Source organism: Pseudomonas sp. JAI111 (assembly GCF_024809425.1).
Taxonomy (GTDB): domain Bacteria; phylum Pseudomonadota; class Gammaproteobacteria; order Pseudomonadales; family Pseudomonadaceae; genus Aquipseudomonas.
This window is the reverse complement of sequence record NZ_JANUCB010000001.1, coordinates 75,359-99,442: the sequence shown is the minus strand read 5'-3', so window position 1 is coordinate 99,442 and position 24,084 is coordinate 75,359. Positions and strand designations below refer to the sequence as shown.

Below are 24,084 nucleotides of genomic sequence, written 5' to 3'. Positions count from 1 at the left end.
GCTCAGCGTGTTTGTCAGAATTCCGCCAGGGTCGGATAGTCCGTATAACCGCGCTCTTCACCTTGGTAGAACGTCGTTGGGTCGGCTTCGTTCAGGGCCTTGCCGTGTTTGAATCGCTCGACCAAATCCGGGTTGGCCAGGAACGCGGTGCCAAACGACACGAGATCCGCATCGCCTGAGCTGAGCGCCATTTCAGCGCGCTCAGCGTCATAGCCCCCATTGGCGATATAGGTGCCGCCGAAACAACGCTTCAGTTCCCTGAAATCGAATGGCCCTGCACCGAGTTCCACCACATGAAGGTAGGCCAAACCATAGCGACTGAGCATCTTCGCTGCGTAGTTGAAAGTCGCTTGGGGATTGCTGTCGCTCATGGAGAAATAATTGAAGATCGGCGACAGGCGAACACCTACGCGGCTGGCCCCGAAGACCTCGATGACCGACTCGACGACCTCCTTGAGAAACCGGGCGCGATGTTCTATAGCGCCGCCATAGGCATCGGTTCGGGTATTGGTGCCATCGCGCAGGAACTGGTCGATCAGATAACCGTTTGCTCCGTGGATCTCAACACCGTCGAATCCTGCACGTTTCGCGTTTTCAGCAGCCAGGCGAAAATCAGCGACCACATCGGGAATCTCACCGAGATCCAGAGCCCGTGGGATTTCGTAAGACTTGAGTCCCTCAGACGTGTAAATCTCGCCATCAGCCTTGATCGCTGAAGGTGCTACTGGCTGGGCGCCGTTGATCTGCACCAATGGATGTGAGAGCCGTCCGACATGCCAGAGTTGCAGGAATATCCGTCCACCTTCGGCATGAACAGCGTCGGTGACTTGTCTCCAGCCCGCGATTTGTTCGGAGGTGAAAATGCCCGGCGTTCTCATATAGCCTTTGCCTTGTGCCGAGACCTGAGAACCCTCGGTGATGATGAGGCCGGCACCGGCACGTTGCCGGTAATACTCAACCACGGTGGGCGTCGGAGCATCACCTTCACCGGCGCGGCTTCGCGTCAAAGGCGCCATGACCATGTGGTTTTTCAGAAGGAGGGAGCCGATTTGTGCAGGGGACAAAAGCAGGTCGAGATTGCTCGTGGTCATGATGTTTCTCAGTAGGTTTTGGATTGCATGAGTCGTGATCGTCGTAACGATCTTTGCGAAGTGTTGAGGGAGCCCTAGTCAAGTCGTCCTTGCTGTCGCAGGCGCGCGCCAATCCGCTGTATTTCAGTTTCGCCCTGCGCCAGAGCCACCTTGCTTGTGTGCACCGAGTAGTGACCCATCACCAGTTCGTGCGGATGCTTCACCGCTGAGCCCAGCACGAATGAGCATTCGCCTAGTGCCACGAAGTCGACGGCTTGCTCGGACTCCTCGAACACGGCGAGTTCGCCGGTGTTGATCAGGCTCCCGGTGTCCAGCCGTCCTGCATTAACCGCGAGCCAGGCCACGGTGTGTCCGGACGGCGGGGTATACCGCCAGCGTTCGCCGTCTTTCAAATTCACGGCGAGATAGTTCATGTCACTCGGCGTTTCAATCAGGCTCTGCGCATGACCGTAGCGGCCCAGGAGCACACGCGCCGGGCCTGCTTGCGGAACTTGGGAGGGCGCAAGATAGACACTCAGTGCGGGGGCGTTTTCCAACGACGGCGGTAGTGCCACCCAGAGCTGGAATCCCTGCATCGAGGACTCGTTGGCTAGCGTAGCGTCGTGCCAAACCCCGTTGCCGGCGCGCATCCACTCAACACCACCGGCAAGCAACACACCTGTCGCGCCAGTGCTGTCTTCATAGGCGACCTCACCTTTGGTCATGAAGGTAACCGTCGCGATCCCTGAGTGTGGGTGCATGCCGAAATTGGACTTACCGCGACTGGCGTTCAGACTGAAAATATCAAGAAAAATGAAAGGCTTTAGAAGCTCGCCCAGATCGCCCGGGCTCATGAGCCGCGTTATAGGGCCATGGGTGCTGCCTTTGGTGCGATGGACAATGGCGCGTTGCAGAACAGCGACGGTGGCGGTCATATGTTTTCTCCCGTGGTTTTGAGCGCCTGAGCCCTCCAGACATTGCCATCGAGCAGCGCTTTGGCAGGGCCATATGCGGGTCATCGGTCCAGCAGACTGGGGGCTGACTTCAGCGATGCCTGAAGGATATGCGTCTTCTAATTGCTTTATTAGATGGCATAATTGGAGTGAACTCATCCATTTAACGAAGTAGTGGCGCTAACATGCTTGACCTGAACGACGTCGCCTTGTTTGTACACGTGGTGCGCAACGGCAGCTTTGCCGAAGCGGCGCGCCAGCTTGGAATGCCGTCCAACACGTTGAGCAGGCGCGTTCAACAACTCGAGGCTCAGCTCGGCACACGGCTGCTGCAGCGTTCCACGCGCAAGCTCACCCTTACCCATTCAGGTCAGGTTTTTCATGACCGGTGCTCGGGCGCGGTAGAAGGCCTGATCGATGCCGGGCAGCAATTAATGACCGGCAACCAGGAGCCGAGTGGCATTGTGCGCATTGCGGCGATGGCTGATTTCTTCGATTTCTTCCCGATGGAATGGGTGGCCGATTTTCTAGCCTTGCATCCGCGGGTTCAGCTTGACTTCGTGCTCAGTGATGCACACGCCGATTTGATCGCTGACCGGATCGACATCGCGTTTCGAGGGGGCACTTTGCGCGATTCTGGATACGTCGGTCGCCAACTCATTGGAGCAGGCAATGAAGGTTTGGTCGCCAGCCCCAAGTACCTCAGCAACCGAGGTGTGCCGGCCACGCTAGAGGATCTTGTCAATCACGACTGTGTAAGTTTCGCTCATCCTAGCGGCGTCACCACATGGCGTCTCAAAGGGCCAAACGGTGTTGAGGAAGACGTGCAGATTTCCAGCCGTTTCAATGGCAACACGGCTCAGGCATTGCGTAAGGCCACGGTAGCTGGCTTGGGCATTGCGTTGCTGCCGTCCGCGATAGTTAATGCCGATCTTCAGGCTGGCCGCCTTGTGCCTGTGCTACCGCAATACCATCGCACTGGATACGGCCTGCATGTGCTTTATCCCAGTCGGCAACATTTGCCGTTGGCGGTATCAGCCTTTATAGAACTGGTGATGGAGAAGCTAAAAGCGCAAGCATTCCCGGCAAGGATTTTACCTGGGCAGTAGGGCGCCGATCTGATTCTGCAGGACGCCTGATTTCGTTGCCGTTCACCCAGCCCGATGCACTTGAGCCTACTCAACGGGTGCAACGTGATCTGTCCTTTCTCGAAAGCCTGCCTGCGGCCAGAAAATCAGCCAAACGCAGGCAATCTGATACTGTTTTTTATATTGGATCTGAGCCTTCTTTTTGCTGGTCGGTGCTCTATACAGTGCGCGACCGACGCACTAGTGGACAGTGATCGGCCTCCCACTATTCCAGGCTCTCTGAAGACCGGACGACCTTGAGAGTCTTCAGGAACCACCATGAATACTCGTCACACGGGCTTTCACAGCAAGACGCTCCCCGAGTCTCAACGTGACATTCTCGGTATGATCGCGACCGATCATCATCTAGGCGAAATACTCAGCGCCATCTGCCTGATGCTTGACGATCAAACCCCGGAAACCTTCTGCTCGATCCTGCTCACTGATGCCGAGGGCAAACGCTTGCTGAGCGGCGCGGCGCCCAGTCTGCCGGTCGAATACAGCGAGGCGATTCATGGAATGGTCATTGGTCCACACGAAGGAACCTGTGGCACCGCGGCGTTCCGGCGCGAGCTGGTGGTCACCGAAGACATCGCCCGGGACCCCAACTGGGAGCGTTTTCGCGATCTGGCGCTGGGGCATAACCTGCGTTCCTGCTGGTCGTTGCCTTTGCTCTCCCATCAAGGAAGCGTGTTGGGTACATTTGCCCTGTACCAGAGCCGCGCCCATGCGCCGGACGAGACGCAGATTCAACGGCTGGCCTGCGCAGCCCAGCTGGCAGTCATTGCGATCCGCCATGAGCGTGACGGCCAACGTCTGGAGAAAAGCGAACAACAATTTCGTTCATTGTTCACTTACAACCCCAACCCGGTGTTCGCCCTCGATCTGGCGGGCAACATCCAGAGTGTGAATCCGGCAGGCCTGAAGCTAAAACCTCATACCGCTGCCGAATTCATTGGTCATCACTTTTCTCATCTGGTGCTCGAAGAGGACCTGCAACGGGTCAGTCAGCATTTTTCCGCAGCCCGCGCCGGGGCGCCTCAGCGCTTCGAGGCACGGGTTTTCGACGAGAGTGAAAAACTGCTGACCATGGACATTTCCAACCTGCCGATCATGGTCAACGGAGAGATCGTCGGGGTATTTGGCATTGCCCGGGACATCAGCGAGCAGAAGCATTACGAGCGCCAGTTGAGCTTCAACGCCAGCCATGATCGTCTGACTGGTTTGCTTAACCGTGTCTCTCTTGAAGACCGGCTTATGCTGGATTGTCACATCACTCGTCGGCGAAAGCGTCGCCTGGCGGTGATTTGCATTGATCTGGATGGATTCAAATCCATCAACGATTCGATCGGACACTACTTCGGCGATCAAGTGCTGATTGAAGTCGCACAGCGTATGACCCAGCAGGTTCGTCCCGGCGATACCATCGTGCGCATGGGCGGTGACGAATTTATCGTTCTGCTGCCGGACCTGCTTCATGATGAGGACGTTGTTCCGGTGGCCGAGCGCTTGATGGCCAGCATTGCCAAACCCTACTGCATCCAGGGCATTGACCTGCACGTGAGTGCAAGTATCGGCATCACCCTGAGCGATGGTGACATTGAGCAACCGATGCAGCTGATCCAGCAGGCTGACATGGCCATGTACAAAGCCAAGCAGCAAGGGCGCAACAACTTTCAGTGGTACACCAGCGATCTCAATCAGCGTGTTTGCGAGCACGCGAGCCTGCGCAATGACCTGCAGAAGGCCATCGAAACCCAGTCGCTCAGGTTGCATTATCAACCGCAGATAGACGCGCGAACGTTAGGGGTGGTCGGGATCGAAGCGTTGCTGCGCTGGGAGCATCCGGAAAAAGGATTTATCTCGCCAGCGGTGTTTGTACCGGTGGCAGAGGACAGTGGTCAGATCATTCCGTTGAGCCTTTGGGTACTCGATACGGCCTGCGCGCAGCTGCGTCAGCTAGGTGATCAAGGCATCACCGGCATCTCGATGGCCGTGAATATTTCGCCGATGCATTTTCAGCGTGGCAATTTCGTCCAGTGCGTCCAGGCCGCCCTGGAGAAACACGGTCTGCGTGGTGAGCAGTTAGAGCTGGAGATCACCGAGTCGCTGATGTTGAACAACGCTGAACAGGCGATTGAAACCTTGCACCGGCTCAAGGCGTTGGGGGTGCGCATTGCGCTTGATGATTTCGGTACCGGTTTTTCCAGCCTCAGCTACCTCAAGCGTTTGCCCATCGACAAGATCAAGATTGACCGCTCGTTCATCCAGGAAATCGTCGCTGGCAATCACGATGCAGCGATCACTCAAGGCATTATTTCAATGGCCCATCACCTCAGCCTGACGGTGGTCGCCGAAGGCGTGGAAACGGCGTCCCAGGTGAATTTCCTGAAGGGCAGTCGCTGCGATATTTTTCAAGGGTATTACTTCGCCAAACCGATGCCCTATACAGAAATCGAAGTGTTCCTGAGCCAACCCGCATCCCATCACTGATCGGCAGTTCTGCCGGGGCTCAGGTCTGAAAAATCAGACGCAAAGGCAAATTTTCAGACTCCCGCGCAGAACTCCCTCTCCCCAGGCAAGGCGCTCCCCGCGCCTTTCTCACACACTCGGCTCTAACGCTATCGCGCCGCAATACAACAAGAGCCGCGAAAAAATGACTAGTTTAGAACCTGCTATTGAAAGCCAGACCGGCCATATCGGCGCCCGTCAGACCCGTGTCGAGGACGCCGCATTGTTGCGTGGCCTCGGCTGCTACGCCGATGACGCTGCGATCCCTCCGGGCACGCTGCATGCGGCGATCATCCGTTCACCCCACGCTCATGCGCGGATCACCTCGGTGGACTTCTCCAAAGCGCTGCTGATGAAAGGCGTGCACGGCGTGCTGGTCGGCGAAGACGTCAAACGCTGGGCGCTGCCTTTCCCGGTAGGTGTACGTCAGCCGATGGAGCACTGGTGCGTCGCCGTCGACAAGGTGCGTTATGTCGGAGAGCCGGTGGCTGTGGTGATCGCTGAGAGCCGCTATCTGGCCGAGGACGCCATCGAAGGTGTGCGCGTCGAATACGAGACGCTGCCTCCGATCATCGACCCTGAACTGGCCACCGCCGAACAGGCGCCGATCCTGCACGAAGCAGTCGGCAGCAACGTGGTCAACGAACGGCACTTTCGTTATGGCGAGCCGGAGCAGGCGTTCGAGCAGGCGCCGCACAAGGTGTCGCTCAAAGTGAAGTTCCCGCGCAGTTCCTGCACACCCATCGAATGCTATGTGGTGCTGGCTCAGTACGAGCGCGCGACCGGCATTTATGACGTGCTGGCTAACTTCCAGGGACCCTACGCGTTGCACACGGTCATGGCCCGGGCACTGAATGTGCCCGGCAACCGCTTGCGTTTGCGTACACCGAAAGATTCCGGCGGCAGCTTTGGCATCAAGCAAGGCGTGTTCCCTTATGTCGTGATGATGGGCCTGGCGTCACGCAAGGTCGGCGCACCGGTGAAGTGGGTCGAGGACCGTCTGGAGCATCTTCAAGGGGCTTCTTCTGCGACCAACCGGGTGACCGAGATTGAAGCGGCGGTAGAAGCTGATGGCCGTATCACCGCGTTGCGTTATGACCAGATCGACGATTGTGGTGCCTACCTGAGAGCGCCGGAACCGGCGACGTTCTACCGCATGCACGGCAACCTGACGGGGGCCTACGCGATCCGCAATTTGCAAGTGCGCAACCGTGTGGTGCTGACCAACAAAACCCCTTCCGGCCTGAACCGTGGTTTTGGTGGCCCGCAGGTGTATTTCGCCCTTGAACGGCTGCTGCAACACATCGCCGTGCAGTTGAAGCTCGATCCGTTGGAGGTGATCCGCCGCAACCTGGTGCCGGCCGATGCCTTCCCTTATCGCGCGGCCGCCGGTGCGTTGCTCGACTCCGGCAATTACCAGGCAGGCATTGCCTTGGCAGTCGCTGATGGCGGTCTCGACGAGTTGCTCAAGCGTCGTGATCAGGCGCGTGCCGAAGGCCGAATCTATGGCATCGGTTATGCCGCCGTCATCGAACCCTCGATTTCCAACATGGGTTACATCACCACCGCGATGACACCCGAAGAGCGGCGCAAGGCCGGTCCGAAAAACGGTGCTGTCGCAACCGCAACCATCAACGTCGGCCCGTTGGGGGACGTCAGTGTGCATGTGTCCTCGGCACCGCAAGGGCAGGGCCATCAAACCACCGTCGCTCAGGTCGTCGCCGAAGTGCTTGGGGTTGCGCTGGAGTCCATCGTGGTCAACGTCGAACTGGATACCCAGAAGGATGCTTGGTCGATTGCCTCGGGCAACTATTCCAGCCGTTTCGCCGGTGCGGTGGCCGGTGCCGTCTACAAGGCCGCGCTGAAGATTCGCGATCGCCTCGCCGCGATTGCCGCCGAGCAGTTGCAGGCCAGTCCCGAAGATATCCGTTTCGCGGGTGGCAAGATTTTTGTAGTCAATGGCGGGGCGGTGGCGCCATTTCATCGGATCGCCGGTGCGACCCACTGGTCGCCGGGCCTGCTGCCGGAAGGGGAAAATGGCGGTCTGCGTGAAACCGCCTTCTGGAGCCCGCCACAATTGGAGGCACCGGACGACAAGGATCAGGTCAACAGCTCGCTGTGCTACGGCTTTGTCTTCGACATCTGCGGTCTGGAAATCGACCGCATGACCGGCGAGATCCACATCGATCGCTACGTCACCTGTCATGACGCCGGCCGGCTGCTCAACCCGGCACTGGTCGATGGCCAGATTCGGGGAGGCTTCACCCAAGGCCTCGGCGCGGCGCTGATGGAAGAATTCGCCTATGGCGAGGACGGCAGCTTCCTCTCCGGGACCTTCGCCGACTATCTGGTGCCGACCGCACCGGAAGTGATCGAGCCGGTGATCCTGCACATGGAAACGCCATCGCCATTTACGCCGCTGGGCGCCAAGGGTGTGGGCGAGGGCAACAACATGAGCACGCCGGTGTGTATCGCCAACGCGGTGGCCGACGCCCTCGGTCGCTCGGACATCCGTTTGCCACTGACGCCATCGAAAGTACGCACGCTAATCGGCATCGACGAGCCGCCACGGCCCGCCGGCATGGAGCCCGATGAAAGCCTGGACGCGGCAGCCGCCGGTGGACCTGCACTGCGGGCCAACGACTCGGTGGTGATTCCTGCGTCGCCGCAACAGGTCTTCGATACCTTGCTCGACCCGCAGACGCTGGCGGCGATCATTCCCGGTTGCCACGACCTCGTGCTTGAAGGCGAAAACCGTTACCGCGCAGACGTCACCGTCGGCGTCGGCATGATCCGCGCGCGCTTCGAGGCCAAGGTTGCCCTGAGTGATCTCGACCCGCCGCATTCGTTGCGTCTGTCCGGATCCGGCAGCAGCTCCATGGGCTCGGCCCAGGGCCAGGCCAAGGTGCGTTTCGTCGAACTGGAAAATGGCCACACACGCCTGGAATACCAATACCAGGTGGCGGTCAGCGGCAAAGTCGCCGCGGTCGGCGGCCGTATGTTGCAAGGGGCCTCGAAAGTGATCATCGGACAAATCTTTACTCGGCTGTCGCAACGGGTCAGTGGCCAGGCCATCTCCACCGGCTGGTGGGCGCGCCTGCGTGCCTCGCTTGGCGCGCTGTTTGGCAAGGGAGGTGCGCAATGAAACCGGCCGCTTTCGATTACGTTCGGGCTGACACCCGTCGTCAGGTGGTTGAGCTGCTTGCCGAGTACGGCCAAGAGGCTCGCATCATCGCCGGAGGCCAATCGCTGATGGCGGTGTTGAACATGCGCCTGGCTCAACCCAAGTTGCTGATCGATATCAATCATGTGGCTGACCTGGCCTATATCGAACTGCGCAAGGATTGCCTGGCAGTCGGTGCCGGGGTACGGCAGGCGCAGTTGCTGGAGCGTTCAACCCTGATGGACGAGGTGCCTTTATTGGCCCTGGCGATGCCCTGGATCGGTCACTTCCAGACGCGTAATCGCGGCACGGTCTGCGGTTCGGTGGCTCATGCCGACCCGAGCGCCGAGTTGCCGCTGTGCCTGGTGACCTTGGGCGGCGAGATCGTTCTCGAGTCGAAAAAAGGCAAACGCATTGTCAAGGCTGTCGACTTCTTCCAAGGCATCCTCACCACCGACAAGCGTGCGGATGAACTGGTCGTCGAGGTGCGTTTTCCGCTCAAGCGCGAAGGCATCACTTATCGCTTTCGCGAAATCGCCATGCGCCACGGCGACTTTGCAATTGTCTCCCTGGCCGCGGCCATCGGCCTGGACCAGGTCGAACTGGGCATCGGCGGGGTCGCCGACCGTCCGCAACGTCGCAGCCTGCCTCGTGGTGCGGAGCTGCCGGACGCGCTCAATCAAACCGCCTGGTCGCTCGATGCACAAGACGATGTGCACGCCAGCGCTGCCTATCGCCGCCAACTGATTCGCGAGCTGGGTCACCAGCTGATCGAAGGAGTCTGAACATGCGTGTAACTGCCGACCAAACCTTTGCGATTCGCCTTGAACTCAATGGCCGCTCCCGCGAGGCGCTGGCTGAACCGCGGACCCAACTCTGCGACTTCCTGCGCCACGACCTCGGTGCCACCGGTGTCCATGTCGGATGCGAACACGGTGTCTGCGGTGCCTGCACGGTGCTGGTGGACGGGGTCGCCATGCGTTCTTGCCTGATGCTCGCGGTACAGGGGCACGAGCGGCGTATCGAGACTGTCGAGTCCCTGGCCGACGACGACACCCTGAGCGACCTGCAACAAGCCTTTCGCCGTCATCACGCCTTGCAGTGCGGCTTTTGCACTGCGGGCATTCTCATGTCCTGCGTGGATTTCCTGGAACGGGTACCCAACCCGGACGAGACCCAGGTACGCGACATGCTTTCGGGGCATCTATGTCGCTGCACGGGCTACACCGGCATCGTCCAGGCCGTGCTCGAAGTCGCTGCCCAGCGCCAAACGAACAAAGGGGTATAACAAAAATGTTCGATCTCGGACGCAGCTTTCTCGCAGCCGTTGAACGCCGACCGCACGCCGTGGCGGTCAGTGACGGTGCGTTGAAGAAAACCTATGAAGAATGGTTCGTCGATATCCAGAGCGCCGCTTGGGGTTTGCAATGCCTCGGGCTGCAACGCGGTGACCGACTGCTGGTAGCCATGCAAAACCGCTGGCAGATGGCGACCCTGCATTGGGCCTGTCAATTTGCGGGCGTCATCATGACTCCGTTGAACTGGCGTTCGACTGCCGATGAGCTGGGTTACTGCATCGAAGATGCGCAAATCCGTGCAGTGGCTTACGACGACGCTACCGTAACCGCAGTGGCCGGTTGCAGCGCTGCCGCAAGGCTGCCACGGATCGCCGCCGGTCTGCGTGCCGCCAACACTGACCTGAGTTTCGAGGAACTGTGTTCGCAGACCCCTTCCGGCATCATTTTGCAGGCCGACGCCGAAGACTTTTCACTGCTGCTGTACACCTCAGGAACCACCAGCAAGCCCAAGGGCGTGCCCCGTCGGCACCGTAGCGAACGCGCCGCGGCGGTTGCCCACGTAGCGCAAAACCTTTATCGCCAGGGCGAGTGCACGCTGGGTGTCATGCCGCTTTACCACACCATGGGCGTGCGTTCGTTGCTGTCCATGGCGTTGATCGACGGGCATTTCGTCTGTGTACCGAAGTTTGACGTGGAAGCCACGCTGCAGGCCATCGAGCGGGAAAAGGTCAGCAACCTGTACCTGGTGCCGACGCTCTACCACATGCTCATCGAACACCCGGCCTTTGCCCGCGAGCGAGTCGCCAGTGTGGAGAAAATCGGCTTTGCCGGTGCGCCGATGAGCGACGGTTTGATGCGTCGCGTCGAGCAGGCGTTCCAGCCGCAATTGTTCGTCAATCATTACGGCAGCTCGGAGATTTACACCTTCACCATCGACCAGCAAGCCAGCCGCAAGCCCGGTTCGTCAGGGCGCAGCGCGATGAACCAGCGCGTGCGCGTGGTGCCGATCGATGCTGAATCGGCGGACGTGCAGGTCAACCCGTTGGAGGAGGGCCAGATCATCGCCGACCTGGCGAGTGACGAGGCGTTCGAAGGCTATCTGAACCGCCCCGAAGCGACCGCCAAGGCGTTGCGTGACGGATGGTATTTCACCGGTGACATCGGCTACTTCGATCTGGAGGGCGACCTGTTCGTCACGGGGCGTGTCGATGACTTGATCATCACCGGCGGCGAAAACGTCAGTCCAGCAGAAATCGAAAACATGCTCTCTCTGCACCCGGCAGTGGAAGAAGTGGTGGTGGTCGGTCTGCCCGACGAGCAGTGGGGCAAGATCATTGCCGCGTTTATCAAGCTGCGCGCCGACGTCTCTGAAGGCGACCTCGATGCCCATTGCATCGCTTCGGGCCTGGCCAAATTCAAGCGGCCACGGCGTTACCAATTCATCGATCAGATTCCCAAATCTCCAGTGGGCAAGGTGCTGCGGCGCGTGCTGCTGGCTCAATTTCAGGAACAGGCCTTGAAGGCCATCAGCTAATCATCCAGAGGACACTCTCATGCAACAGCAAGCGATCCAGCAATTTCTCGACACTCAGTTCGATGGCTTCCAGGTTGAAGTCGATGTGTCGCGCGAGCGCGCCGACATCATCCTTAACCGGGCACCGCTGAACGTCATTTCCATGGGGCAGCGTGATGAACTGCGCCTGGTCTTTGAAGCCCTCGACGCACACAAAGGCGTGCGCGTTATCGTGCTGCGCTCGGTGGGTGAACACTTCTCCAGCGGCGGCGACATCAAGGGCTTTCTCGAAGCGTCGCCGGAGCACGTTTCGAAGCTGGCCTGGAACGTCGCGGCACCGGCTCGTTGCGAAAAACCGGTGATCGTTGCCAACCGTGGCTACACCTTCGGCGTCGGTTTCGAACTGTCTTTGGCCTGCGATTTCCGCATTGCTTCGCAGACCACTCGCTACGCCTTGCCAGAGCAGAACCTGGGGCAGATCCCCGGCTCGGGTGGCTCCGCGCGCTTGCAGAAAATCATCGGCATCACCCGCACCAAGCACATGGTGATGCGCGCCAAACGCATCACCGGCGACCAGGCCTACGCCTGGGGTATCGCGACCGAAGTCGTGCCGGATAGCGAACTGGAAAGCACCGTCGACGCGTTGGTCGATGAATTGCGCCGCTTCTCGCCGCTGGCTCAGCGCACGGCGAAAAAACTGATCAACGACAACGAAGATGCGCCGCTGACCGTCGCGATTGAAATGGAAGGTCACTGCTATAGCCGTCTGCGTAGCTCCAAAGACTTCAAGGAAGGCGTTGAAGCGTTTCACAGCAAGCGTACGGCCGTGTTTATCGGCGAGTAAATCGTACTGGCGAGCAGGCCCGGGAGTATGTTGGTAACAGCGTACGCCTCACGGAACAGGGTCTGCCGCCCCTTCAATGCAACTGAAAAGGGCACATCAAGATTTCACCGCTGACCTGCTGATTACTCGCAACCCGCGCACCGGGCTGCAGAACGTTTCGATTCACCGTTTGTGTGAGGCAACCATGACTACGACAACAACAATAACTGCATCACCCACCAGCGCCGCTATCGATACACCACAGATTCCACCGGGCAAGGCCCTGCTCGCGGCATTTGCCTCGACATTCGGTTGGGCGCTGGATTTGTTTGACCTGTTCATTCTGCTCTATGTGGCGCCGATCATCGGCCGCCTGTTCTTCCCCTCGGACACCCCGACATTGTCGCTGGCCGCCGTCTATGCGTCATTCGCCGTGGCCTTGCTGGTGCGTCCGCTGGGCTCGGCGATCTTCGGCGCGTATGCCGATAAACACGGTCGCAAGCGTGCGCTGATGGTGTCGATGGTCGGCGTCGGTATTTCCACAGCACTGTTTGGCGTGTTGCCGACCATTCACCAGGTCGGCATATTGGCCCCGATACTGTTCCTGGTATTACGGGTGATTCAGGGCATTTTCGTTGGCGGCATCGTCGCCTCCACTCACACCATCGGCACCGAATCCATCTCGCCGCGCTATCGCGGATTGATGTCCGGGTTGATCGGTGGCGCTGGCGCCGGCATGGGCGCGCTGTTGGCGTCAGTCACTTATCTGGTGTTGTCGGAGATCTTTACCGGGGAAGAATTTGACGTCTGGGGCTGGCGCTTCATGTTTTTCTGCGGCCTGCTCAGCACGTTTTTCGGTCTGGTGATGTTTCGTTACCTGGAAGAAAGCCCGGTCTGGCGGCAACTGCAACAAGTCCGCAAAACCAAGGGGCCGGCAATAGTGGTGGTGTCGCCACTCAAGCGTCTGTTTGGTCGCGAGTACCGCGCCGTGATGATGGTCAATCTGCTGATTACCTTCGGAGGCGGGGCCACGTATTACCTGGCCTGCGGTTATCTGCCGACATTGCTCAACGTGGTCGCCAAAGTGCCTCACACGCAGACTTCGCAGATGCTCATGTACGGGTCGACGGCAACCATTGTCGGAGCACTGGCCTTCGGTTACCTGAGTGACCTGATCGGTCGCAAGAAGACCTTCATGCTGCTGGGTGTGATCAACCTGGTGGGCCTGCCGATGATGTTCCTTGGCGTCGCCGAACCGGGCTCGCTGACCAGAACTGCACTGTATTGCATGGGCATAGGCTTCATGGGCGGGGCGATCATCGCGCCGATTCTGATCTTCCTCAACGAACGCTTTGCCACCGAGCTGCGAGCCACTGGCACCGGGTTGTCCTGGAACATCGGTTTCGCCCTCGGCGGCACCATGCCGACCTTTGTGTCGCTGGTCAGCAGCAGTCCGGCGCAGATCCCCATGGTACTGGCGATTTTCGCCGTCGGTCTGTCGGTGATCTACCTGATCGGCAGCGTGGTGATTCCAGAAACCCAAGGCAACTTCAAGTAACGGTGGGGAGTTGTTCCAGGAATTCGCCGATCAGTTGCAACGTCCGCTCGGTCGCTTCGGCTTGGGGGAAGTGCCGACAGTCATCCAGCAACACACAGTGGCACGGTCCAGGCACCTGTCGCTGGATGACTGCCAGTTGCTCGGGCGTGGCGTAGTGGTCTTCGCGACCCTGAATGACCAGCAGCGGCTTTTCGATATGTGCCAGCTGCGCCTGGAGATCATCCAGGGAAAAGTCCGGGTGCAACCAACTGTCGCTCCAACCGTGAAAAGCGCCATCGACATTTGTCCCATGGTGGCGTGCCAGGCGTTCGCGCAATGGGCCCTGATGCCAAACCTCAGTGGTATGGCGAATGCCATCGAGGCTCTCGGCCTCGACAATCACGTGAGGCGCCAATGCAATGCTGCCCAACACGCGTGGGTCGTTGGTGGCGGCATAGGCGAGGACGATGGATGCGCCGTCACTGTGACCGAGCAAGACCACCTGCGGCAGTTGCAAGGCATCGAGCAATTGCCGCAGCTCACGAGGGCCGTCGCTGCTCAGGTAGTTCAGCGGACGCGGCAGGGTTACCGGGCTCGATTGCCCATAACCCTGACGGCTGTAAGTGACCACGCCATAACCGCTCATTTGGGCCAAGCGCTGGGGGAAGTCTTTCCACTGTTCGGCGCTGCCGAGGCCTTCGTGCAGCAACACCAGCGTCGGTCGCGATGGGTCAGCCGCAGGCAGTTGGCGATATTCCAGGCGCAGTGGCCCAAGTTGCAAAAATTGTTGTGGCGACATGTCGGATCAACGATTGAACAAGGTTGCTCGCAGGTTACCGTAAACGTAACCCCGCCTGCAGCACCACGCTTTGCTTGAGGTATGCAAATCATGCGTCATCTCGATGTTCAGGTGATCGACCAGGCACTGCAATGGGCTCGCTCCGGGCAGGCCCAGTGGCTGTGCACGGTGCTCTCCACCTATGGCTCGGCGCCGCGTGCGCCGGGTGCGATGCTGGTGACCAATGGCGCGGGCGAACACGTCGGCTCGCTGTCCGGTGGCTGCGTCGAGGAGGAGTTTCTCGAAAGCCTGACGCGCGGTGAATTACGCGAACTGGCGCAAATCGTCAGTTATGGCGACAGCGTCGAGCAACGCCACCGTCTACGATTGCCCTGTGGTGGCGTGCTGATCGTGCTGGTCGAGCACCGCGCTGCCAGTCTCGAATGGATCGCACACCTGGAGAGTCTGCAAGCGGCATTACTCGGCCAGCGACGTCTGCAGCGTCATATCGAGCTGAGCAGCGGTGCGTTGCGCCTGGACCCGGACACAGGGCACGGCAGCGAGCGGGTGCAAGTCGACGACGAGACGGTGCGCATCAGCGTGGGCCCGGCGTTACGCCTGATTCTGGCTGGGCTCTCGCCGGTCGCTGAAGTCTGCGCCAGTTTCGCCCGCGCCATCGGCTGCGAAGTCATTGCCTGCGACCCCCGGGAAGAGACGCTGCATCTACATCTTGAAGGCGTGGAGATGCAGCGTGTGCTGCCCTCGATGTTTATCGCCGCCGGAGGTTGCCACGCGGCGACTGCGGTGGTGGCGTTGACTCACGATCCGCGAATCGATGATCTGGCGCTGATGGAAGCGGTTCACACCCCGGCGTTTTACATCGGCGCCATGGGCTCTCAGGCAACCTCTGCCAAACGCGCCGAGCGGCTCAAACGCATCGGCGGCCTGACGGATGAACAGATTGCCCGTCTGCACATGCCCATCGGCCTCGATCTGGGCAGCAAGGCCCCGGCGGAAATCGCGCTGGCGGTGGTCGCCGATATCCTGCGCGTTTATCACGGCAAAGAACGCCATGCCTTGTAAGGCGCTTTTTCCGACGAGCGTGGGGGCTGCGAAAGTCGAGGTAGACGCTCGGTCATTCGCGCGCGATAGTGGTCAGCCAAGTGTTGCTGAACCATGGACCGATCGACGGGCTTGAGAAATAGACAGATGCCCCGATGATATTCATTGAGGCCGATAACGATATCGCTTCAAGCGAGCGGAGGAATCTGATGTCGATTGCCCAACGGGTTTTCCACGGCAGGTTTGGCCGGGTCGCCTTGCTGAATATGGATCGTTCGCTGGTCACCCATACCCATTCCGAATGCCACGTGCTGGTCAAAGTGTCCGGCGAGGACACTTACTTCAACGTCAACGGACGACGAGTTCCGCTCAGCGATCGCACGGCAGTGCTGGTCAACGCCTGGGAGCCGCATTTCTACGATCCGCAGCCGGGTGCCGGTGCCACCCTTATCCTGGCGCTCTACATAGAGCCCTCCTGGCTGGCCACTGCCCAGCAATCGCTGGCGCTCAGCGGTCGGCCGGACTTTTTTGCCCAGTCATGCATCGAGCTGTCGAGTCGTAATCGCACCTTGGCCGACATCCTGGTCGCCGAAGCGCATGGCTGCGGGATCGTGCCGAAAGAGCGCATGGAATTTATCCTGTTCGACTTCCTGATCGAACTGATCGAGGACTTTTCCAGCTGGCGGCATTTGTCGCAACTGGGTGCGCCGAACTCGGGTGAGTTCCGGGACGCGCGCGTGCGCCGTGGTACCGCCTGGTTGCTTGAGCACCTCGATGATCCGAACCCGATCGACAACGCCGCGCGGGCTTGTGGTCTGTCGCGCGCGCACTTCTTTGCGCTGTTCAAGAAAGATACCGGCATGACGCCAACCCTGCTGCTTAACGACGCGCGCATGCGCCGGGCGTTTACCTGGCTGGAGCGTGAGCGCAGCGGAACGTTGGGTCTGTTGTCGGAGAACCTCGGGTTCTCCGAGCAAGGTCATTTCACACGGTTTTTCCGTCAGCACATCGGCGCTTCACCCAGCCAGTATCGGCGTGTAGTGGATTGTTATGCGAAGGTTTGAACCGAAAGGAGGGCGGGGGGATTGGGCAATCCTCCCGTTGGTAAAGTCAGTGTTTCATCTTGAAAGCCGGCAGCTTGTGTAGACTACGAAAGTTGTAGAATTCGCTAATCGCCCAGAAAGTCATAAATCTCTTTCATGCGTTCTTCGCGCATCGAATCAAGTTCTTCCTTAGTGTCGGCTACCCACTGCAGAATGAAGTCCCAGCAGTCGCAGTCATGAGCGTCCGCTTCTGCTTCAAATTGTTCTTGCAAAAATTTCAAGCGATATTCTTCTGGTGACAGCCCGCAACTTTCAGCGAGGCTGTAGTTCAGCTCGCTGAGTTCAAGTTGGAGCCATAAGTTGGCGTCCAGGAATTTCTTCAGGGCGAGTTCGGCTCTAAGTTCTTTTGCGATCATGAAGGCTCTCGTGTGGCGTGCAATAAGTAGCGGGTTGTTCGAGGTCGGCCCGGCGCTACATCGGACTAAGTCAATTTCCTGCCATCATCCATCCGCGAACGCCATGACTTTCGCTCAACTGCTTCACGACTCGAGCCGCGTCCTGTTTTTGTTTATATGGACCGATGACGACAAAGTTGTTTTCCTTACGCGCTACCGGCAACTGCATCTGCTGAATGGCTTTCAGGGCGCGTTGGCGGCCGGGTGTGTTCAATGCAATTTCGACCACCCAAAGGCCGGATGAAGGAGTGCTTGAAGCTGCTTTTTTGATGTTGGAAATGAAGCCGCCGCACGTCAAGCACGGTCGTTCCAGCGTGATGAGCGAGCCTGGCACCGTGCGAAAGAGGTGCCATTGCGGATCAAAGGCTTTTTTGCGGGCGAAGAGCGCCAGGAGCAAGCCGGCAAAAGAAATCAGACCGCTGAGGATAATTGTCCAATTGTATGCCTGCTTGGGTAATGAGGGCAGCGCAAGAGCGGGTGTTTCATCTGGCTTGTCGGCCAAAAACTGTACGGCGTCAGACTCCATTGAATCGGGTATGTGGAATCCGTTTTCCGCAAGGGACGCGAGCTCGTCGGAATGCGTTGTACTGAGCTCCGTCGCAACTTTATGAGCGGTGTCATCAAGTACTTGTTCGATTTTTGTCACTTCTTGCCGGAGGTATGAATTATCGACGTTATTTTGACAAGTTGGGCCGGCAGGTAGGTAAGTCCATAGTAGTACTGATAGTTGTCCCAAAAAGCCAGTGACCAGGAAACCCAAACCAAGCTTTCGCACAGAGACTATCTCCAAATCAAATGAATAGTTATTTGTCCCGTTTTCTTCTGATAAACAGGCTTCTATTTGCTGATCCTGGGGATGGTCTAAATCTTGGGCGCGTCAGTGCGCCCAAGCGCCAAAACTAGTTGGCTGCTTTTTATTATTTGAAAGAGCATCGGCAATGCACTTTATAGACTGTAGGTTGGCGAAAAAGGCTCAGATGTTCAAAAAAAAACCGGATCAGATGGATGTAAAAGTGATCCATTAGAACCGATATTCCGCCGGCACCCCCCGAGCGATGAACTGCTGCATGTGTTCGAGAAAACTGATTTGCAATTTCGACGCCGGTCCTTGAACCGGCAACAGCATGCTGAAGTCCATTTCGATCGCCGGCTCGAAGGCTCTGAACACGATGCCACTGCCTCGGTATTCAACGGCGCTGATGGCATCGACCAGCGCGACTCCCAGGCCTTGTTCGACGAAGGCGCACATGGGCAGCGACAGCTGGGTCTCCAGCCGCAGTTCACGCTCCACCCCATGAGCGGCAAATATTGCGTCGATGTGTTGGCGTGAACCGATGGATTGCGGATAAGAAATAAACGCCTCGCCTTGCAGATCCTCAGGCCGGATCGTGGTGTTGTCCTGTAAGCGATGATTGGCCGGCAATGCGCACAGCATGCGGGTTGCCAGCAGTTTTTCCGCGCGGGGGCTGGGGTAGGTGTTGGGCAGCACAATGATGCCCAGATCACAGCGCTGACCGACCACCAGGTCAACGATCTCGCGCGATGAATGCACAACCAGCGATACCTGCACTTGATCATGTTCGGCCATGAATGCGGCGATGGCTCGCGGCATGAAGGACAGGCCCATGGCCGGTGCGCAGGCGATGTGCAGTGAGCCGCGTTTCAAGCTGCGTATGTCTTGCGCCGTTCGGGCAATGCGTTCGACCCCGAGCAGCGAGCGTTGCACTTCCTGATACAGCGTCATGGCCTCGGGGGTGGGCTGAAGCCGGCCTTTGATCCGGTCGAACAGGCTGAAGCCGATGTCCTCCTCAAGGCTGGCGATCAGTCGCGTTGCCGCTGGTTGTGAGATGCACAGCATCTCGGCGGCGCGGGTCACGGTCTGGCCCAGAATCACGGCGCGAAAGGCTTCCAGCTGACGAAGGTTCATGGCGCTATTCCTTGAAGGTAAATCCATACCAAAAAGACATGGGCTTGCCAAAATAAAGCATTTTTCAAGCCGTTGTCAGCTCTCTAGGATCTTCTCTATCGGGAATATCCAGTGGTATGGCCTGCGCTGAAGAGGGTTTTCAGTGCCGAGAGAGCGAATGCGCAACTCATGCAAAAAACTGATGTAGTTATCGTTGGAGGTGGTCTGGTCGGGCTGTCGATTGCCTATGGACTGGCCATGCTCGGTCGCCAGGTCAGTGTCCTGGATGAGGGGGACGATGCTTTACGGGCTGCCCGTGGCAACTTCGGCCTTTTATGGGTTCAGGGCAAGGGCTATGGAATGAGTCCCTACGCGCAATGGACCCGCGAATCGGTGGCTCTGTGGCCGCGATTCGCCGCCGCGTTGCAGGCCGACACTGGCATCGACCTCCATCTGCGCCAGCCGGGCGGTTTCCAGCTGTGTTTGAGTGACAAGGAGATGGCGCAAGAAAGCCGTCGACTGCTCTGGCTGCGCGAAGCCATGGACGGTGATTATCCGTTCGAGCTGCTGGACGCTGCACAACTGCGAACTCGCTTGCCTGGCCTGGGGCCGACCGTTGTGGGGGGCTGTTATTCGCCCATGGACGGTCACGTCAATCCATTGAAATTGTTGCGCTCCCTGTATGCCGCCTGCCGGATGCGTGGGGTCACGATCATCAATGGTCAGCGGGTCAGCGCCATTGGCCAGCGAGCCTCGGGCTTCGAGTTGCACACCGACCAACAGCGCTGGTTCGCCGGTCAGGTCGTACTGGCAGCAGGCCTTGGCAACCGTGAGCTGGGCGCGCAGTTGGGGATGGACGTGCCGGTGAGTCCTAATCGTGGGCAAATCCTGGTCACCGAGCGACTCAAACCGTTTCTGCATTACCCCACCACCTATGTTCGGCAGACCGACGAAGGCACGGTGCAGTTGGGTGACTCCCATGAGTCGACGGGTTTCGACGACGGCACCAGCAGCGAGGTGATGAGCACCATCGCCCGGCGCGCCGTGCAATGTTTTCCTCAGTTGGGCAACGTGCGCCTGGTACGGGCCTGGGGCGCGTTGCGGGTGATGAGTGCCGACGGTTTTCCGATCTATGAAACCTCGCAGGCTTGCCCGGGGGCGTTTGTGGTCAGTTGCCACAGCGGCGTGACCCTGGCGGCGATCCACGCGTTGCGCCTGGCGCCGTGGATTGGCGGCGAGTTCGACGAGCCGGCGGTGGCGCCTTTCAGCCTGCAGCGTTTCAGTCTCAAACGGGAGGTGCGCCATGCCGGCTGACAGCTTGTTCCGGGCCTTGGTGCCTGCGCAAAAAAACCTGCAGATCGAATTCGAAGGCGCGGCATTGTCGGTGCCGGCCGGTGTTTCACTGGCCAGCGCATTGCTGCTCAGCGGCATCACTCACACCCGCGAAAGTGCCGTCAGCGGCAGGCCCGGCGCGCCTTATTGCATGATGGGCGTGTGCTTCGAATGCCTGGTTGAGGTGGACGGGCAAGCCAACTGTCAGGCGTGCCTGCTGCCGGTTAGAGCCGGCATGCGGGTTCGCAGGCAGCGCGGCGCTCGCGAGTTTCTGGCCGGTGACCACGTCGAGGCGGGCGCTGATGAATAATCAAATTGTCGACCTGATTGTGATTGGCGCAGGCCCTGCGGGAATGAGCGCGGCGCTGGAGGCAAGCCGATACGGGCTTTCAGTCGTGGTACTGGATGAGCAGGGCAGCCCCGGTGGGCAAATCTATCGCAATATTGTGCAGGCCGATGCGCGCAGCCGCAGCGTACTGGGCGATGACTACACGGCGGGCGCGGAGCTTGTCGCACAGTTTCTCCAGTGCGGGGCCCGGTATCTGGCCAATGCGGCCATCTGGCAGGTGACGCCGCAGCGTCAGGTGCATTACCTGATTGATGGCCGCGCTGAAGTCCTGCAAGGGCATCATCTGTTGATCGCCACGGGTGCGTTCGAACGACCGATGCCCATCCCTGGCTGGACCTTGCCCGGTGTCATGACTGCCGGAGCCGGGCAGATCCTGCTCAAAAGCGCCGCGCTGGTGCCGGCCGGGCCGGTGGTATTGGCCGGCTGCGGTCCCTTGTTGTACCTGCTGGCGGTGCAGTACCTGCGCGCCGGCATCGCGATCGAAGCGCTGGTGGACACCAGCGGTCAGGGCGACCTGCTGCGAGCCTGGCGCAAAGTCCCGGGCGCCTTGCGCGGCTGGCGTGACGTGCTCAAGGGCCTGCGACTGCTCATCGAATTGAAGCGCGCCGGGGTCAGGCATATTCGTGATGCCCGTGATATGCGTATCGAAGGTCAGGCGCACGCCACTGCCCTGAGTTTCGACAGTGGCGGTCGGCGCTGGACGATTCCCGCCTCGCTGATTTTGCTGCACCAAGGCGTGGTGCCCAACACCCAGATCAGTTGGTCGCTACACCTCGAACATGACTGGAGCGAACAGCAACTGTGCTGGATCACGCGTCGCGACAGCAAGGGTGAAACCAGTCTGCCGGGCATTTATATCGCCGGTGACGGTGGCGCCATTGGCGGTGCGCAAGTGGCGTTGCTCGAAGGTCGCCTGGCCGGGCTGGCGATTGCCGCACGCTCGGGGAAAGTCGGTGGGCAATCATTGCAACCATTCGCCGACTCTTATCAAAAAGCCCTGCATCGCCAGCGTGCTGCCCGGCCTCTGATCGATGCGTTGTACCGCCCGCAACAGCAAAACCGTATTCCCGCCGACGAGGTGATTGTCTGCCGGTGTGAAGACGTCAGCGCCGGTTCGATTCGCCAGCACGTCGAGCTCGGCTGTTTGGGACCCAATCAAACCAAGGCTTTCGGTCGTTGCGGCATGGGCCCGTGTCAAGGCCGTCTGTGCGGTTTGAGCGTTACCGAAATCATTGCCGAGCAGCGCAAGGTCCCCGCCGCAGAGGTCGGGTATTACCGGATTCGCTCGCCACTCAAACCGATCACGCTTGCCCAATTGTCCACCGAAACACCCCTTGCCCAGGAGCATCCATGAGCCATATCCAACGCATCGAAAGCAATCCACGTCTGAGCCGCAGCGTCGTACATAACGGCGTGGCCTGGCTCAGCGGCATCGTCGCCGCCGATTGCAGCCAGGACATCCGTGGTCAGACGCGCCAGGTGCTGCAACGGGTCGACGAGCTGTTGGAGGTCTCCGGCAGTGACAAGAGCCGCCTGCTCAGCGTGCAGATCTGGATGAAAGACATGGCCGCCGATTTCGCCGGCATGAATGAAACCTGGAGCGCCTGGGTCGACGCCGGGCAAACGCCGGCGCGGGCTACCGCTCAAGTGATGTTTGACGATCCGCAGATCCTGCTGGAGTTGATCGTCACCGCCGCCGTCTGACCGATCCTGTTGTCACCGCTGCGCTCGCTTGAGTTGCGCAGCGAGGAGCAGACGGCCGACAGAGCCGCCACTCCCGTGAGTTCACATTGCTGCTGCCATAACGGATGACTTCGATTGCGGAGCGCCCGACATAAACAACATCGCATCTGGAGCTATGAATGAACGTAAAAAGCATGGTCTTGAAAGTAGGGCTGGTCTCACTGCTGGCCTTGGGTGTCGGCGTACAGGCGGCGGAGCAACCTCTGCGCCTGGGCATCGAAGCGGCCTACCCGCCGTTCGCGTCGAAAACCCCGGACAACCAGATTGTGGGTTTCGATTACGACATTGGTCAGGCCCTGTGCGCCGAGATGAAAGTCCAGTGCGTGTGGCAGGAACAAGAGTTCGACGGGTTGATACCTGCACTCAAGGTGAAGAAAGTCGATGCGGTGATTTCGTCGATGTCCATGACCCCGGAGCGGATGAAATCGGTCGATTTCAGCAATCGCTATTACCGTATTCCGGCGCGCCTGGTGTTCAAGAAGGGCAGTGGCATCAGCGACATTCCGGCACAGCTCAAAGGCAAGCGGATCGGCGTGCAGCGCGCGACCAATTTCGATCGCTACGTCACCGAGAAATTCGCCCCCGCCGGTGCCGAAGTGGTGCGCTACGGCTCGCAGAATGAAATTTTCCTCGACCTGCTGGGTGGGCGCCTGGATGCCACCATGGCCAGTTCGGTGGTGATCGATGAAAGCCTGTTGAAGCGCCCGGAAGGGAAGGACTATGAGTTCGTCGGTCCGAATTTTACCGAAGAGCAATTCTTCGGCACGGGCATCGGTATTGCTGTGCGCAAGAGCGATCCCCTGGCCGGTCGTTTCAATCAGGCCCTGGCGACGATTCGTGCCAACGGCACCTACGACAAGATCCGCCAGAAGTATTTCGACTTCGATATCTACGGCGAGTAACGACCGGGCGTTTTTTCGGCACGCATGCTTGAGCATGCGGCCGTTTTTTTTTGATTGGAGTCGAGATGCAAACCAAGGCGTTACTGAGCGAGCAAAACGTTTCGCAAATGCTGTCGACGGCAAAAGACCTGGCCCATCAACGCAACTGGCCCGTGGCGATTTGCGTCGTCGATGACGGCGGTCATCCGCTGGGGCTGCTGCGTCTGGATCATACGGCGCCGATTGCGGGTTACATCGCCACGGAAAAAGCGCGTACCGCAGCGCTGGGTCGTCGCGACAGCAAGGTTTACGAAGACATGATCAATGGCGGGCGTCAGGCCTTTATCAGTGCGCCGAACCTTAAAGGCATGCTCGAGGGAGGCGTCGCCATCTGGTACGAAGGGCACTGCATAGGTGCAATTGGTGTGTCCGGCGTCAAGGCTGAAGAGGATGCCGAACTGGCCCGTTTAGTGGTTGATGCACTGTTTCCAGCGAGATGGGGGGGGTAGTACATTGCAAGTGTTTGATGGTCAGGGATAT

Annotated in this window: 22 protein-coding genes; 16 read left to right on the top strand and 6 right to left on the bottom strand. The window is 59.2% G+C overall.

Annotation, left to right across the window (positions count from 1 at the left end):
• Positions 1 to 14: 14 nt before the first annotated feature.
• A complete protein-coding gene (locus HNR03_RS00455) occupies positions 15 to 1,091 on the bottom strand; it encodes an alkene reductase (RefSeq protein ID WP_259150042.1) in 1,077 nt (358 codons plus the stop codon).
• A 74-nt stretch (positions 1,092 to 1,165) separates the two neighbouring features.
• The gene (locus HNR03_RS00450) at positions 1,166 to 2,005 is read right to left on the bottom strand and encodes a pirin family protein (protein ID WP_259150041.1); all 840 of its coding nucleotides are present in this window, start codon (positions 2,003 to 2,005) and stop codon (positions 1,166 to 1,168) included.
• Positions 2,006 to 2,208: 203 nt separating this feature from the next.
• On the opposite strand from HNR03_RS00450, the gene HNR03_RS00445 reads away from it, so the two are divergent.
• From HNR03_RS00445 to HNR03_RS00410, 8 genes are all read left to right on the top strand, one after another.
• Positions 2,209 to 3,132 (top strand): LysR family transcriptional regulator, encoded by a 924-nt coding sequence (locus tag HNR03_RS00445; protein WP_259150040.1) that lies wholly within the window; start codon positions 2,209 to 2,211, stop codon positions 3,130 to 3,132.
• 297 nt (positions 3,133 to 3,429) lie between these two features.
• A complete protein-coding gene (locus HNR03_RS00440) occupies positions 3,430 to 5,643 on the top strand; it encodes a bifunctional diguanylate cyclase/phosphodiesterase (protein ID WP_259150039.1) in 2,214 nt (737 codons plus the stop codon).
• A gap of 163 nt (positions 5,644 to 5,806) precedes the next feature.
• The gene (locus HNR03_RS00435) at positions 5,807 to 8,806 is read left to right on the top strand and encodes a molybdopterin cofactor-binding domain-containing protein (protein WP_259150038.1); all 3,000 of its coding nucleotides are present in this window, start codon (positions 5,807 to 5,809) and stop codon (positions 8,804 to 8,806) included.
• Entirely contained in the window at positions 8,803 to 9,609 is an 807-nt protein-coding gene (locus HNR03_RS00430) for a xanthine dehydrogenase family protein subunit M (RefSeq protein WP_259150037.1), read from the top strand. Before HNR03_RS00435 ends, HNR03_RS00430 begins: the two co-directional genes overlap by 4 nt.
• A gap of 2 nt (positions 9,610 to 9,611) precedes the next feature.
• Positions 9,612 to 10,112, top strand: a complete 501-nt coding sequence (locus HNR03_RS00425) for a (2Fe-2S)-binding protein (RefSeq protein WP_076385042.1) — start codon at positions 9,612 to 9,614, stop codon at positions 10,110 to 10,112.
• A gap of 5 nt (positions 10,113 to 10,117) precedes the next feature.
• Positions 10,118 to 11,656: an AMP-binding protein gene (locus HNR03_RS00420; protein WP_222585806.1), complete on the top strand. Its 1,539-nt coding sequence runs from the start codon at positions 10,118 to 10,120 to the stop codon at positions 11,654 to 11,656.
• Positions 11,657 to 11,675: 19 nt separating this feature from the next.
• A complete protein-coding gene (locus tag HNR03_RS00415; RefSeq protein WP_259150035.1) occupies positions 11,676 to 12,479 on the top strand; it encodes an enoyl-CoA hydratase/isomerase family protein in 804 nt (267 codons plus the stop codon).
• A gap of 184 nt (positions 12,480 to 12,663) precedes the next feature.
• Positions 12,664 to 14,016, top strand: a complete 1,353-nt coding sequence (locus tag HNR03_RS00410) for an MFS transporter (RefSeq protein ID WP_259150034.1) — start codon at positions 12,664 to 12,666, stop codon at positions 14,014 to 14,016.
• Here the strand turns inward: HNR03_RS00410 and HNR03_RS00405 are convergent.
• Positions 14,009 to 14,794: an alpha/beta fold hydrolase gene (locus HNR03_RS00405; RefSeq protein ID WP_259150033.1), complete on the bottom strand. Its 786-nt coding sequence runs from the start codon at positions 14,792 to 14,794 to the stop codon at positions 14,009 to 14,011. The two genes, HNR03_RS00410 and HNR03_RS00405, sit on opposite strands and share 8 nt — an antisense overlap.
• Before the next feature lie 90 nt (positions 14,795 to 14,884).
• Between HNR03_RS00405 and HNR03_RS00400 the strand changes: the two genes are divergently transcribed.
• Both HNR03_RS00400 and HNR03_RS00395 read left to right on the top strand, forming a co-directional pair.
• Positions 14,885 to 15,856, top strand: a complete 972-nt coding sequence (locus tag HNR03_RS00400) for an XdhC family protein (RefSeq protein WP_259150032.1) — start codon at positions 14,885 to 14,887, stop codon at positions 15,854 to 15,856.
• Between the two features lie 188 nt (positions 15,857 to 16,044).
• Positions 16,045 to 16,899 (top strand): AraC family transcriptional regulator, encoded by an 855-nt coding sequence (locus HNR03_RS00395; protein ID WP_222585811.1) that lies wholly within the window; start codon positions 16,045 to 16,047, stop codon positions 16,897 to 16,899.
• Between the two features lie 104 nt (positions 16,900 to 17,003).
• Here the strand turns inward: HNR03_RS00395 and HNR03_RS00390 are convergent, their stop codons facing one another.
• The 3 genes from HNR03_RS00390 to HNR03_RS00380 all read right to left on the bottom strand — a co-directional run bounded on the left by HNR03_RS00390 (position 17,004) and on the right by HNR03_RS00380 (position 19,260).
• Positions 17,004 to 17,294, bottom strand: coding sequence for a DUF6388 family protein (locus HNR03_RS00390; protein WP_259150031.1), 291 nt, complete (start codon positions 17,292 to 17,294; stop codon positions 17,004 to 17,006).
• Between the two features lie 70 nt (positions 17,295 to 17,364).
• Positions 17,365 to 17,979, bottom strand: coding sequence for an SPOR domain-containing protein (locus tag HNR03_RS00385; RefSeq protein WP_259150030.1), 615 nt, complete (start codon positions 17,977 to 17,979; stop codon positions 17,365 to 17,367).
• Positions 17,980 to 18,354: 375 nt separating this feature from the next.
• A complete protein-coding gene (locus tag HNR03_RS00380; RefSeq protein ID WP_259150029.1) occupies positions 18,355 to 19,260 on the bottom strand; it encodes a LysR substrate-binding domain-containing protein in 906 nt (301 codons plus the stop codon).
• A gap of 168 nt (positions 19,261 to 19,428) precedes the next feature.
• Here HNR03_RS00380 and HNR03_RS00375 point away from each other — a divergent pair, with 168 nt between their 5' ends.
• From HNR03_RS00375 to HNR03_RS00350, 6 genes are all read left to right on the top strand, one after another.
• Positions 19,429 to 20,553: an NAD(P)/FAD-dependent oxidoreductase gene (locus HNR03_RS00375; protein ID WP_405046026.1), complete on the top strand. Its 1,125-nt coding sequence runs from the start codon at positions 19,429 to 19,431 to the stop codon at positions 20,551 to 20,553.
• Positions 20,543 to 20,881: a (2Fe-2S)-binding protein gene (locus tag HNR03_RS00370; protein ID WP_222585816.1), complete on the top strand. Its 339-nt coding sequence runs from the start codon at positions 20,543 to 20,545 to the stop codon at positions 20,879 to 20,881. The genes HNR03_RS00375 and HNR03_RS00370 overlap by 11 nt, the downstream gene beginning before the upstream one ends.
• On the top strand, positions 20,874 to 22,274 hold the full coding sequence (locus tag HNR03_RS00365; protein WP_259150027.1) for an FAD/NAD(P)-binding oxidoreductase: 1,401 nt from the start codon (positions 20,874 to 20,876) through the stop codon (positions 22,272 to 22,274). Before HNR03_RS00370 ends, HNR03_RS00365 begins: the two co-directional genes overlap by 8 nt.
• The gene (locus HNR03_RS00360) at positions 22,271 to 22,624 is read left to right on the top strand and encodes a RidA family protein (RefSeq protein ID WP_259150026.1); all 354 of its coding nucleotides are present in this window, start codon (positions 22,271 to 22,273) and stop codon (positions 22,622 to 22,624) included. Before HNR03_RS00365 ends, HNR03_RS00360 begins: the two co-directional genes overlap by 4 nt.
• A gap of 158 nt (positions 22,625 to 22,782) precedes the next feature.
• On the top strand, positions 22,783 to 23,565 hold the full coding sequence (locus HNR03_RS00355; protein WP_259150025.1) for an ABC transporter substrate-binding protein: 783 nt from the start codon (positions 22,783 to 22,785) through the stop codon (positions 23,563 to 23,565).
• 65 nt (positions 23,566 to 23,630) lie between these two features.
• Complete coding sequence (locus tag HNR03_RS00350) at positions 23,631 to 24,053, top strand: heme-binding protein (RefSeq protein WP_259150024.1); 423 nt, start codon at positions 23,631 to 23,633, stop codon at positions 24,051 to 24,053.
• Positions 24,054 to 24,084 lie beyond the last annotated feature (31 nt).